Below are 14,003 nucleotides of genomic sequence, written 5' to 3'. Positions count from 1 at the left end.
TGTTTGTGACTCTGCGATTTCATTTTATTTATTTTGAATATTAAGATAGTGTTTGTTATTTAAAATCTCATTGCAATTGATAATCGGTTAGGCATCAATCTTAACGCGAAGGAGTTTTATGGAATTAATAAAGACTAAAGTGTCAGGAAGCAAATGAATAGCTGCTGCTTCAATCGGTCCAATTATTTTAAGCAAGACAAGGGTAATTCCAATCACATGAACAACACCAACCCCTACAAAAATATTTTCACGAATGGTACGATAGGCTCTTTTACTAATAGCACGAGCCTTGGCGATTTTTTCCAAATTATCCTGCATCAGGACGATATCAGCCGCTTCCATTGCTGCTTCGGTTCCCATAGCACCCATTGCTATACCTATATTTGCCTGGACTAAAGCAGGCGCATCATTAATGCCGTCGCCCACCATTGCAATCTTAGAACCGTCTTTTTGCAATTCTTTTATGATATTGATTTTGTCTTCGGGCAATAAATTGGCTCTAAAATCGGTAATTCCTATCTGATTGGCAACGTGCTTGGCAGTTTCAGGATTATCACCGGTAAGCATAATTATGTTTTGAATTCCACTTTTTCTTAAACCTTCAATCATTTCTTTTGCACCTTCACGTATCGCATCGGATATATAAAAGATACCCGCCAATTTATTATCAACTGAAAGATAAATAGCAGTATCGGTAATACTTTCTGAGGATTTCGACACAGGTACTTTACTTTCTTCCATAAAGAGCTTGTTCCCTAATAAAACCGATTTGCCATCTATTTTTGCGGAAACACCCCGTCCTTTTACCACCTCGAAATTTTCAGGCTCGCCATAGGTAAGTTTTAATTGATCCGCATAGCTTAAGATTGCTTTTGCTAATGGATGGCTGGAACGTCGGTCTACAGTAGCAGCGAATTGAACCAATTGGTTTTCACTATAAGCAGGATCTATTATATCAACGGTATTCACTATAGGACTTCCAACGGTTAATGTGCCTGTTTTATCAAAAACAATGGTAGTTACTTTAGCAAGCTCTTCTAAAAACAAACCTCCTTTTATCAAAATACCTTCTCTCGCAGCACGTGCAATTGCAGCAATGGTCACAAGCGGTGTTGCCAAACCTAATTCGGCAGGAGAAGTAAAAATCAGCAATGCAATCACCAGTTTGACATCCCGGGTAAAAAAGTAAACGGTACCAACAAAAATAAATACCACCGGAATAAGCCACGCCGCTACTTTATCAGTAAATTTTTCAATAGGTGCTTGCTGGCTTTCTGCCTCTTCCACCAAGGCTATAATACGCGAAAAAACGGTGTCTAATCCTGCTTTTGCCATTTCTATATCGAGCGCACCTAATTCCAGTATGGTTCCGGCAAATGCTTCACTTCCCGCTGTTTTTTCCTGAGGTACACTTTCGCCGGTTATGGGGGCCTGGTTCACAGAACCTGATCCGCCAATCACTTTACCATCAACAGGGATTTTTTCTCCGGCTTTTACCAGAACAATATCACCGATTTTTAAATCGCTTATTTGCACTATTAATTCAGAGCTGTTCTTTTTTACTATCGCAGTCTTTGGAACTGAACCAATCAACTCTTTTATAGATGCTCTCGCTTTTTCGGTACTTGCACTTGCGATATATTCTGCAATAAGGATGATCATCAGTACAACAGCACCAGCCAAATATTCCTTACCAACAACTGAAATAATTACCGCTATGGTTATAAACAATTCGGTACCTATCTTTCTTTCTTTTATGATATCCAGTACCGCAGTTTTTACTAATGAATAAAGACCGAAAGCCATTGCGGCTATCAAAATAGGTAATGGAATAACATCGAAATAAAACAATAAACAGGCTATTCCCACTATTATTATCCGTACAATTTCCCAAAGGAACTGTCGCGAAAAAAAGGTTTGCGTATAATTCATAATTAAACTATTTTAATTAGTTAATGCATTGATTTCAATCACACTTATATTCAATTTTCTAACGGCCTCAATATAATAACTTTGAATTTCAGTGCTTTGATTAATAAGCATTACCCATTCCAGATAATTGATGTCACCATTGATAAATTTATCATTAGCAGCTTTGGTTACCAAATCAACATTTTTCAAGGCTTGACTTTCGTAATAGGCGATAGTTTCTTTGTGTTTTTTATATTCTTGGACTAATTCCTGATTCTTGCTTTCCAGTTTTAGTTTTTCATTATTTAAATTATTTTCGGCAATTTGGGTGTTTATCTCTAATGCTTTTTTCTTATTATTTATTGCCGCATTGAATAACGGAATTGCCACTCCAAATTGTCCGTAAACACCATTATAACTGTCTTGAAATGTAGTGTTTGTTTTGAAAGTCTGGTAATAAACACCACCGATTAATTCCGGTAATTTTTTAGATTTTTCAAGTGAAATTTCCGCTTTGCTGCTATTTACTTCTTGCTCAAATAATTTTATACTGGGTTGATTGCCAATAGCACTTTTATCTGAATTTTCGATAAAATCCATTTTGAATTTATCTGAAACTGGGATAAAGTCTTTATCAGAATTAAGTAAATACTTGAATTGCGATTGTATTATTTTATAATCACTTTGTAATTCCAGAAGTTGAATTTTTATTTGCCCAGATTGGTTTTCAGCGGTTGTTTTTTCTAATATATTGCTTTCGCCTTTGTCAAAACGAAGCGTTGATTTCCTTAAAAATTCGGAATAAATACTATCGCTTTTTAGCAACAACCTTTCCTTTTCTTTTAGATACATCATTTCGTAAAACACGGTTGTTACCTGTCTGGTCAATTCCTTTCTCTGCAATGCTTCGTTCCATTGGCCTTTTTTGGCTTCTTCTATTAAAAGTTGTTTCTTCCTTTTGTAAACCGTTGGAAATTTTATGCTTTGTGAAATACCAATTTTCACATCATTCACATTACTGTTAAACTGACCAAACTCGCCAATAATTCCAGTATTGGGAATGTCATATCCTGTCTTGGTCATTTTTTGTAAATATTCTGAATTTAGTTTTTCGTTTTTAATTTTGATATTATTTGAAATAGCCGTTTGAATAGCTTTCTCAATTGAAATTTTTTCCTGAGCATTTGCATTTTGAAAAGAAAAAAATAGTCCCAATACAATGATTGTTGTAATTGATTTTATCTTTTTGAGTTTTAATTTAATTCCTTTTTCGAACATAATGTATAAAATTGGTAAAACAAATAAGGTCAAAAATGTGGCAATCAACAATCCACCAATAACAACTGTTGCCAATGGTTTTTGTACTTCGGCACCTGAACCGTTGCTTAATGCCATGGGTAAAAATCCTAATGATGCTACAAATGCAGTCATTAAAACAGGGCGTAAACGTATTTTAGTTCCTTGCAAAACAATCGCTTTTAAATCGGCTTCACCCGATTTTCGAATGCTGTTAAATTCAGCAATTAATACTAAGCCATTCAGAACGGCTACACCAAATAAAGCAATAAAACCAACTCCGGCACTGATGCTAAAAGGCATTCCCCGCAATGCTAAAAAGAAAATACCTCCAATTGCCGAAAGTGGAATTGCAGAATAAATCAATAGTCCTTGTTTTACTGAATTAAATGCAAAATAGAGCAAAATGAATATTAATAATAATGAAACCGGAACAGCAATCATCAAACGGTTTTTGGCTTCGTTTAAGTTTTCAAAAGCACCACCATACGTTGGATAGTAACCCGCAGGAAATTTGATTTGGGTTTCAACTTTACCTTGCAATTCTTTCACAATACTTTGCACATCACGACCACGAACATTAAAACCAACTACAATTCTACGTTTGGCATCTTCTCTTTGTATTTGATTTGGGCCTTCGGTAATTTCAACTTTGGCCAATTGAGATAAAGGAATTTGCGAACCAGTGGACGTTGGTATTAATAAATTTTGAACATCCGCCAAATCCTGACGTTTTTCGCCTGTTAAACGAACGACTAAATCAAATCGTTTTTCACCTTCGTAAACAACCCCAGTGCTTTGTCCTGCAAATGCGGTGTTTACTATTCGATTGATATCCTGAATATTCAATCCGTATTGTGCAATTGATGCTCTGTTATAGTCAATTACTACTTGAGGCATTCCGGTGACGGTTTCTACATAAAGGTCGGAAGTTCCTTCCACTGTATTTACAATTTTGCCCAATTTATTGGCGTACAAAGCCAGTGTGTCTAAATTTTCTCCAAATATTTTACAGACTACATCTTGTCTTGCACCAGTCATTAATTCATTAAAACGCATTTGTACCGGATATTGAAAACCGTAAGAAACACCTGGAACAGCTTCTAATTCCTTTGCCATTTTTTCTGATAATTCATCAAAAGTTTTGGCAGAAGTCCATTCGCTTTTGTCCTTTAAAATAATCATCATATCGCTGGCATCAATAGGCATCGGATCAGTTGGCACTTCGCTGCTTCCTGTTTTACCTACAATTTTTTCGACTTCGGGAAATTTTTCTAATATTATTTTTGCACCTTGTGAAATGGCAGTCATAGAAGTTTGTAGATTACTTCCTGGCAAAACCCTTGTTTCTACTGCAAAATCACCTTCTTCCAATGAGGGCATAAATTCGCCACCCATAAACGAAAGCGTAATCAGCGCTAAAACAAATAAACCCAAAGTTGTTCCGATAATTGCTCGCGGAATTTCGAGTGCTTTGTTTAAAAGTGGTTGATAAAAATTTTCTAGTTTCTCCATCATTCTATCTGAAAAAGTTTTTTTGTGGGATATGTTTTTATTCAAAAACAAAGCGGTCATCATGGGAACATAAGTTAACGACAGTATGAAAGCACCAAATAATGCAAATGCAATAGTTTGTGCCATTGGCAGAAACATTTTGCCTTCAATACCGCGCAAAGTAAAAATAGGAATGTACACTATCAATATAATTAACTCCCCAAAAACAGATACATTACGCATTTTTATTGACGTTTTTAATACGGTATTGTCCATTTCTTGTTGTGATATTTGAGACGTTTTCCTACTGTGTAAACTAAACAAACAGGCTTCAACAATAATAACGGCTCCATCTACAATTAATCCAAAATCCAATGCTCCTAAACTCATTAAATTTCCGCTAACGCCAAATAAATTCATCAATATGACTGCTATCAGCATCGCCATTGGAATAACTGATGCTACGATTAATCCAGCCCTTACATTTCCTAAAAAGAAAATAAGAACAAAAAGCACAATTAGCGCCCCTTCTAATAAGTTTTTTTCTACTGTTGAAATAGAATTATTCACCATTTTTGTTCGGTCTAAAAATGGTTCTACAATAACGCCTTCAGGTAATGTTTTTTGTATTTGCTCAATACGTTCTTTAATTTTCTTGATAACCACATTGCTGTTGGCACCTTTTAGCATCATCACTATTGCACCCGAAACTTCGCCAGATTGAACTCCTTTTTTATTAAAAGTCATTGCTCCGTAACGAATAGCACTCCCAATTCGAACATCGGCCACATCACGAATAAATAAAGGACTTCCGCTATTGGTGTTTGTAATGGAAATATCTTTTATATTTTCGATAGTATTAATTAATCCTTCGCTTCGGATGTATAAAACTTTAGGTCCTTTTTCGATATAAGCACCGCCTGTATTTTGATTATTTTTTTCTAAAGCAGTAAAAACATCAGTAATCGTAATATTATAAGATTGTAATTTATTTGGGTCAATGGCAATTTCAAATTGCTTCAATTTTCCACCAAAACTACTTACTTCCGCCACTCCTTCAACACTTAATAATTGACGGCGAACAATCCAATCCTGAATGGTTCTCAACTCAGTTACATCATACTTTTTTTCATAACCGGGTTTTGTTCGAACAGCATATTGGTAAATTTCGCCCAAACCTGTAGTTACGGGTGCAAGAAATGGATCTCCAATACCTCTTGGAATTTGGTCTTTAACAGCACTTAATCGTTCTGTTACTTGTTGTCTGGCCCAATAGACATCAATTGCATCATCAAAAACAATAGTTACTACAGATAAACCGAAACGAGAAAAACTACGAATTTCTTTCAGCCCGGGAATATTACTGTTGGCTTGTTCAATTGGAAAAGTAATCAGTCGTTCTATATCAGTTGCGCCCAGTGATGGTGCGGAAGTGATTACTTGTACCTGATTATTCGTAATATCAGGAACTGCATCGATTGGTAATTTGGTAAATTGGTAACTCCCATATGCTACAAGAGCGACAATGAAAAGACCAACGATAAGTTTATTTTTGATTGAAAATTCAATTATTTTATTCAACATAATTTATAATTATTAATTATTTTTCTAAGAATATGCTGTAATACAAATCGTCATCAATGTATATACGAAGATGAATTGTAAAAAAACATTAAAATAATTAACAATATTTTGGTGGTCTCCAAATAGATAATAGAACACTTGAAGAAAAATAGTTTTGCAAGAAAGCTATTTTTTGTGGTTCTTTAAAATAGTAGTTAGGAATAAATTTGAATAATTTTATTTCAAAATTTATTGCTAAATTTTGATTAGAAGAAAAATCCGAATGACTATGAAAAGGTAAATCTCCATGGTCATCTTGCTTCTCATCATGATGTTTGTCAAAATAATGATCTGTCAAAAAATGGATGAGAGTTACATCTTTGTGATTATAAGTGTGTTGAATAAAATGTGAAACCAAAATAGGTAAACGTAAACTATCCTCAACAACAAAAGGAACCGTTAGTTGTAGGCAAATAATTAAAGCTATTATGTTTTTTAAAAATTTCACTAAACAAATATAAGTACTTTTTAGATTTTATTTTAAATGAAATACCATACTTACTTAAGTTTTAGTTAATTAAATTCCTTGTTTTAAAGGAGATTAAATAAGCGAATAACCTCTTGTGAAATATTTAATCCATTAATTTATCATTGTGCAAATGCTGTTAAAGAAAGTATAAATGTAAAGCATAAATTTAAGTATTAACTTAAGAAATTCTTAAAATAACGGTTGTTCCCTGATTGATTTCGCTATGAATTTCAAATCCAATATGAAGCAACTGTGTTATTCTTTTTACTATAGATAAACCTAAACCGGAACCCTTAATCTCAGGATGATTTGTTGGATTGGAGCGATAGAATGGATTAAAAATTTTATCTAAATCGTCTTTAGCAATACCAATTCCATTATCGGATATGGAACAAATGGTTTTATTGTTCTCTTTTGAAAGTAAAATTGAAATTTCTCCATTTTCATAAGAATACTTTATAGCATTGGAAATGATATTACTAATGATAATAGAAACTAGATAATTATCTGATTTAATGAAATAATCAGTTGAAAAAGAATATTTTATATTAATTTTTTCATTGTTAATCTTTTCTGAATACAGTGTTAAGGTGTCTAGTATTAGAGCATTCAAATAGACTTTTTCAATTTTTAGACTTTGTTTTTGATTTTCGAATCGAGCCAATAACAGCAATTGATCGACTAAATTATTCAATCGGTTTACTTCCGAGATACTATAGTTTATTTTTTCTTCATATTCCGATTGACTTCTGGGTTTTCTAATCAATACTTCAAGTGTTCCTTTTAGTACAGTAAGAGGTGTTCTCAGTTCATGGGAAGCGTCCGATGTAAATTGTTTTTCGCGTTCTACGGCGCTTTCAATTCGGTCCAATAAATCGTTTATTGTTTTTGAAAGCACATACAATTCGTCCTTATTATGAGGTAATTCAATTCGATCTTTAAGATTGTCTTTTGTAATTCTGCTCGAAGTTTCGGTAATCATGGTTACCGGTTTAATGCTTCTTCCGGCAATTAATCGTGCTATGAGAAATAATACTATTAAAATTAACGGAAACGCAATGAAAAGAGTATTTCTTAAATTGGTCAAAATCATCGTAGCATCGTCAAGGGACATGGCTACAAAAAGATGCCCAACAACTTTTTTATTGTCAAAAAGAGGGACTTGTATTTGTCGTATTGGCTTATTGTTTAAATACGTATCAATGAATTTATTGTCTAATTTATAAACATACAATTTGAGTTGAAGCCCTTTAAGATTCGGGGACTTATCAATCAGTTTGTCATTAATGTCAAAAAACTGTACGAAAACAGGATTTACATTTACTGTATTATGTTCTCTGGCTCGCCATTGATCCACCTGAATTAAATACGTATTGTTTCTGTCAATTTCAATTTCTTCAAGATGTTTCTCCACTTCCATTTGAATATCATCATTGATGTGTGTGTTCACACTGAAATCAATAATTTGATAAATGACAAAAAAGACCACTGAAATCAATAATCCCGTACTGAGGATGTAATTGAAAGCGATTCTATTTTTGTATGAAAATGAAAACATATTTTAATTTAAATCATTAGCAATATAACCAACACCTCGAATGGTTTTGATAAGTTCTTCATCCTTATTGAGATTGAGTTTTTTTCGGATGGCGTTCATAAAAACATCAATTACACCAGTGTCATATTCAAAATGGATGTCCCAAACATCTTCTATGATTTGGTTTCGGGTGCATACTTTCCCTTTGTTTTTTATGAGGTATCCCAAAAGTTCAAATTCCCTTTGCGTAAATGCGATTTCTTGATTGTCAACAAGAATTTGGTGTTTCGACTTAATGATTTTAATGTTTCCAAGACTCATTTCATCGTTTTCATTTTCATTTCTGAAATGAATTTTAATGCGTTCCACCAATTCATCAAAACTGAATGGTTTTTTGATATAATCATTGGCTCCGGCTTTCAGTCCTTCAATAGTTTCTTGAACAGTATCTTTTGCAGTAAGAAATATAATTGGAGTTTTTGAATCTGTTTTTCGGATCGATTTACAAACTTCAATCCCTGTCATTTGAGGTAAAATCCAATCCAGAAGAATCACATTTACTTTTTGGCTTAAAGCCAAATCATAACCAGTTTTTCCATCGTTAGCAACCAAAACGTCATAGCCTTCCTCTTCTAAACCTTGTTTTAGAAAATTAGCGATTCCTATTTCGTCTTCAACTATTAGAATTTTCATTATTTATTGCATATAAATTTAAAACCAATGGTAGCAATATTTGCAGTTAAATTATCACTTCTTTTGTGGTGATAAAATCTCAAATCAATATTTTTTAAACCGAATTTCCAGATTTTTGCACCCTTAAAAATATCCGTGTAATTTACGCCAAGTGTAAAATTCTTCTGTTCATAAATGGGTTTCGTAAGGTGCATAATACTTGGATGCAGTTTGAGTGCAATAGCGATACATTGGGAACCATCAGGTCGTTTTCCCCAGAAATATCTCCAGAAACATTCACAATTCCTGATTTACATCCTTTGGACGCCAATAATTCTTTACTTTATCGGCAATATATCCTTGACCAATACCTCCAAAGAATGAATAAGTTTGATATAATCTGAAGCACTAACGTTTTTAAAACCGGTTATCCCAATAACTTTCCCTGTTTTGTCTAAAAGAACGACTAATGGGAAGCTTCCGTTTTTATTGTATTTTTCAGCCAGTTTTTTATTGCTTTCCGATAATTCAGGGGATAATTGGTTTGCTTTTTTCTTAGGAAAATCGGCTTTGTATAAAACCCATTTTTTTTCGGCTTCCATTTGAAAATCTTCTGATTTCCATACTACTTTTTCTAATTTCATACATGGTGCACACCAATCTGAGCCAGAAAAGACCAAAAGTATGTTTTTGTTTTCTTTTGCAGCTTCTGCTTTAGCTTCTTCAAAATTGACTTTCCAGTTTTGGGAATAACCTAACGTTCCTATCAAAAGAAACAGTAGCAATAACGATTTTTTCATTTGCATTCTGTATTTGTAAATTACGAAGTAAAATTATTCATTTATAATTAAACTCCTCACTTTGTAAAAGATTTTAAGCGAATATTAATTTTGATAAAATATTAAGTAAGTCTTAAAAAAACTATAATAAATAGGACTTACATTTGTATGTAAATATACCGTTATGCAATTGTTAAGAAAAATTTCTCCATTTTACAATCTTATGCTTTTTTATATTATTGTAAGCATCGTTTTAAGAATAGTATTATTATTTCATCCCATAACCCAAAGTTCATTTGATTTTATTGATATTGTTAAAATATTTGGATTTGGATTAATCTCTGATTTTTTCATTTTTGTATTGGTCAGCGGTTTTTTATGGCTATACCTTATTTTCATATCCAATTCAAAATACTTAAAACCTTATGGTTACCTCTTTTTTGGGTTGTTAGTTACCTTGTTGCTGTATGTGTCATTTGGCAATACCATTCTTAATGAATATGGCGGAGCATTACCCGCAATTGGAATAATTTTTATCGCTATAAAAACTATTTTATTTGGGTTATTACTTTTTCTGCCAAAATACCGAAGTCAGATTAGATTCTGGTTGTTCACTTTTGTCATTTTCTTATATGTCGTTTTGATTTTGCAAAATGGAATTAGTGAATACTTTTTTTGGAATGAATTTGGCGTAAAATACAATTTTATAGCCGTAAATTATTTGGTTTACACCAATGAAGTAATCGGCAATATCATGCAATCGTATCCTGTTATTCCAATATTTACAGTATTGTTTATTGTAGCAGGTTTAATAACTTATTTGATTATAAGACGTTCAAAAAATTACATTGACAGCATTCCAACGTTTGTACAAAAAGTACAGCTTTCTGGAATTTATTTTGCTCTCTTTGGACTCTCGTTAGTGGCAATACCATTTTTATCTGCTCAGGAAAACTCTCCGAATATTTTTACCAACGAATTAGAAGCTAATGGGATTTATAAGTTCTTTTTAGCATTTAAAAATAGTGAATTGGACTATTTTAAATTCTACAAAACACTTCCAGAAAAAGAAGCTTATACCTTATTACAAGAGCAAATTCCTGGAATTTCAGGAGAAACTTCTTTAAGACAAATTCAAAGTGATGCAACTGAAAACCATAAGAATGTAGTATTAATAACGATCGAAAGTTATAGTGCTGATTTTATGAAGATGTATGGAAACGAGCAAAACCTCACTCCCTTCCTAGATAGTTTAGCAACAAAAAGTTTATTATTTACTAATCTTTACGCTGTTGGGAATCGAACCGTTCGTGGTCTTGAAGCCGTTACTTTATGTTTCCCTCCAACTGCGGGGGAAAGTGTGGTTAAAAGAGAAGATAATAAAAACAAATTTTCGACTGGAAACATCTTCAAACAGAAAGGGTATACTGTAAAATATCTTTACGGAGGTGATGCCTTTTTTGACAATATGGAAGATTTTTTTACAGGAAACGGTTATGGAATTGTAGATAAAAAAGCATTCACTCCTGAAGAAATCACTTTTTCGAATGTATGGGGCGTTTGCGATGAGGATATGTACAGTAAAGCAATCAAGGTAATGGATGACGAAGCAAAGGAAAACAAACCGTTTTTTAATCATATTATGACAGTTAGCAATCACAGGCCATTTACGTATCCTAATAATAAAATTGATATTCCCGGAGATGCAAAATCTCGTGATGGAGGAGTAAAATATACTGATTTTGCCATGAAAAAATTCTTTGAAATGGCGAGCAAACAACCTTGGTTTGCTAATACCGTTTTTGTAATTCTGGCGGATCATTGTGCTTCGAGTGCAGGAAAAATGGAGCTTCCAGTCGATAAATATAGAATACCGGCAATGATTTACAGTCCCGGTTATGTTCAACCACAACATTTTACTAATTTGATGTCTCAAATAGATATTATGCCCACGTTATTTGGATTGTTGAATTTCAATTATCAAAGTAAATTCTATGGTCAGGATGTTTTAAAAACAGACTATAAACCGAGAGCATTAATTGCAACGTATCAAGATTTAGGATTGATAAAAGACAATGTTCTAACTATTATTTCACCAAAACAGCAAGTGAAACAATTTCAATTGACATTAAAATCAAACCAAAAAATAGCACCAAATTTTCAAATTTATTACAACCAAAATCCTCTGATAAAAGAAAGAACCGATTTAGTAAATCAAACCATTTCGTATTACCAAACCGCTTCGGATATGTTGAAGAAAAAGAAATACCAGAAAATTAATTAGCGTAAAAAAACGGGCAAGATTCATATCCCACCCGTTTTTTAATTAGGAATTTGTTGGTTATTCTTTTTCATTTATTAAACCAAAAAGATTTCCTTTTTCAAAAGTTCTTAAATCCTTTTTCAAACTCTTATTATTGCGCTTTGTAAGTTCATTAGCATCCAGATTACTCAAATCCGGTTTACCTGCATTTACCCAAGCCGTGTACCAAAAACTTGCCATTGCGATAATCGCTTTTTTCATTTGTTTTTCAACCATTCCGTTCAATTCCGTGTGGAATTTACCTGCGTATTCATCCGAATATAGCATTCCATTGTATTTGTTTTTTACAATATTTCCTGCATCGTCTACAACATACATTTTATTTTCAGCGGTTGCAATTCTTAGTTTTTTATCAGCAGCTAATAACGGTTCTACTAAACTGTGCGTATCAAAAATAATATCCCAAGTTGCGTTGGCTACATTCTCAATATATTTTCCTTCTTCAACATTTAATTTATAGTTCTTAACAAACAATTCAGGCAAACGGCTTTCCCACAAAGAATGAATTCCTTTTTGATTGGTATTTTGTCCATCATGATTGTCTGAAGTATGCAAAGGCATGTGTGCATCTGCAATGTAATGACCTAAATCACCTGCAATGAATAATATTTCGTTTTTTCTTTTATCTTTGAAAGCCTTGGTTAATTTTGCCATCATATCCTGAATGTACCAAGGTAATATTCCGTTTTTAGTCAAAAATTTCTCATCATACTTTAACTTCGCTTCGTCCATAGTTTTAGGAAAACTTTCGACAGTACCAAAATTTTCCATGTCAAAATAATGGCGTGGACCTTCAGCTTTGTCGTTCAAAACATTTCTTCTCAAATCTGGAACAGTAGATTCTTGTGTGATGAAATCAATATGATTGTAAAAAAAGCCTGTAATGGTTTAGGAAGTGCCATTACTGCCGCCCTATTGATTCGTTCATGTCCAATAATGCCCCATGACAACAGCAAAAAAGCAATTCCAATTGTAGATAACCCAATAAGTGTAGGTCTAATTTTAAAAATTTTCATTATATTTATTTATTAGAACTGCAAATGTATTTTTTTTAAATATAATTCAAAGAAATCTAATTTAAGATTATGTTAATTTAAAAAAATTAAATAAAAATGTTTCGTCACAAAGGAAAAAATAGAACTTTTATTCACAATCTGCGTTTAGCAACTTTACTTTCTTTCGTGGCTGGAATTGTTAATATTACAGGAGTTTTGGCTGTAAAAACTTTGACAACCAATGTTACGGGACACTTTGCCTATTTTGCCGAAGAATTGATGCTCAATAACTATTCCGCAGCAATAACCTTTTTTATTTTTACAATTTTCTTTCTGATTGGTGCCTTTACTTCTAATTTTTTATCGGAATTAGTATCAGGAAAACATCCCGATTTATCCCATGTTGTACCAATTTCTTTAGAGATTTTAGTTTTAACTGGCGTTGGCATTTTTGGAGGTAAAATGATTGCCTTTTTTATGCTCTTTGCTATGGGGATTCAAAATTCATTGGTAACAAAAATATCACAGGCAACAGTCCGAACAACCCATCTTACCGGTCTGTTTACCGATTTAGGAATAGAATTATCTCAATTGTTTTTTTATAAAAGAGATGAGGAAGTTAAAAAATTGAAAACGAGTATTTATTTACGCTTTTCAATTATTTCTTTCTTTTTTATTGGCTGTGTTTTAGGAGGATTTATATATCGGGAAATTGAATTAAAAACACTTTTAATTGCTTCCTTTTTTCTGTTTGTTGCTCTTTTTTATGATTATATGAGGCTCACTTATTATGCTATCAAGAGAAAAAAATTCCATCATTAATAGTATTTTATGACAGTCCGCAATATGTTCCAAAGGATAAAATATGGCACACAGATAACACGGATTGAACGGATTTTGCACA

General features: G+C 32.8%; 10 protein-coding genes. 3 read left to right on the top strand and 7 right to left on the bottom strand.

The window, feature by feature from the left end; translation table 11 throughout:
* Positions 1 to 87: 87 nt before the first annotated feature.
* The 6 genes from FNW38_RS13255 to FNW38_RS13230 form a co-directional block, all read right to left on the bottom strand.
* Positions 88 to 1,932 carry a heavy metal translocating P-type ATPase gene (locus FNW38_RS13255; protein WP_143388261.1) on the bottom strand — a complete coding sequence of 615 codons (1,845 nt, stop codon included), beginning with the start codon at positions 1,930 to 1,932 and terminating at the stop codon, positions 88 to 90.
* Between the two features lie 12 nt (positions 1,933 to 1,944).
* Positions 1,945 to 6,285 carry a CusA/CzcA family heavy metal efflux RND transporter gene (locus FNW38_RS13250; protein ID WP_144064947.1) on the bottom strand — a complete coding sequence of 1,447 codons (4,341 nt, stop codon included), beginning with the start codon at positions 6,283 to 6,285 and terminating at the stop codon, positions 1,945 to 1,947.
* Between the two features lie 97 nt (positions 6,286 to 6,382).
* Positions 6,383 to 6,772 carry a hypothetical protein gene (locus tag FNW38_RS13245; RefSeq protein ID WP_143388259.1) on the bottom strand — a complete coding sequence of 130 codons (390 nt, stop codon included), beginning with the start codon at positions 6,770 to 6,772 and terminating at the stop codon, positions 6,383 to 6,385.
* A 199-nt stretch (positions 6,773 to 6,971) separates the two neighbouring features.
* On the bottom strand, positions 6,972 to 8,351 hold the full coding sequence (locus FNW38_RS13240) for a HAMP domain-containing sensor histidine kinase (RefSeq protein ID WP_143388258.1): 1,380 nt from the start codon (positions 8,349 to 8,351) through the stop codon (positions 6,972 to 6,974).
* 3 nt (positions 8,352 to 8,354) lie between these two features.
* Positions 8,355 to 9,023 carry a response regulator transcription factor gene (locus FNW38_RS13235; RefSeq protein WP_143388257.1) on the bottom strand — a complete coding sequence of 223 codons (669 nt, stop codon included), beginning with the start codon at positions 9,021 to 9,023 and terminating at the stop codon, positions 8,355 to 8,357.
* 317 nt (positions 9,024 to 9,340) lie between these two features.
* Positions 9,341 to 9,802, bottom strand: a complete 462-nt coding sequence (locus FNW38_RS13230; protein WP_143388256.1) for a thioredoxin family protein — start codon at positions 9,800 to 9,802, stop codon at positions 9,341 to 9,343.
* 163 nt (positions 9,803 to 9,965) lie between these two features.
* On the opposite strand from FNW38_RS13230, the gene FNW38_RS13225 reads away from it, so the two are divergent.
* Entirely contained in the window at positions 9,966 to 12,065 is a 2,100-nt protein-coding gene (locus FNW38_RS13225) for an LTA synthase family protein (RefSeq protein WP_143388255.1), read from the top strand.
* A gap of 57 nt (positions 12,066 to 12,122) precedes the next feature.
* Here the strand turns inward: FNW38_RS13225 and FNW38_RS13220 are convergent, their stop codons facing one another.
* Positions 12,123 to 12,914 (bottom strand): zinc dependent phospholipase C family protein, encoded by a 792-nt coding sequence (locus FNW38_RS13220; RefSeq protein WP_235890204.1) that lies wholly within the window; start codon positions 12,912 to 12,914, stop codon positions 12,123 to 12,125.
* On the opposite strand from FNW38_RS13220, the gene FNW38_RS17790 reads away from it, so the two are divergent.
* Together FNW38_RS17790 and FNW38_RS13215 are read left to right on the top strand one after the other, a co-directional pair.
* Complete coding sequence (locus FNW38_RS17790; protein WP_235890205.1) at positions 12,885 to 13,136, top strand: hypothetical protein; 252 nt, start codon at positions 12,885 to 12,887, stop codon at positions 13,134 to 13,136. The two genes, FNW38_RS13220 and FNW38_RS17790, sit on opposite strands and share 30 nt — an antisense overlap.
* A gap of 80 nt (positions 13,137 to 13,216) precedes the next feature.
* Positions 13,217 to 13,921: a YoaK family protein gene (locus tag FNW38_RS13215; RefSeq protein ID WP_143388254.1), complete on the top strand. Its 705-nt coding sequence runs from the start codon at positions 13,217 to 13,219 to the stop codon at positions 13,919 to 13,921.
* Positions 13,922 to 14,003 lie beyond the last annotated feature (82 nt).

Origin of the sequence: Flavobacterium gawalongense, assembly GCF_007097265.1 — a bacterium.
GTDB classification, from domain to species: Bacteria; Bacteroidota; Bacteroidia; order Flavobacteriales; family Flavobacteriaceae; genus Flavobacterium; species Flavobacterium gawalongense.
This window is presented reverse-complemented; position numbering and strand designations above follow the sequence as displayed.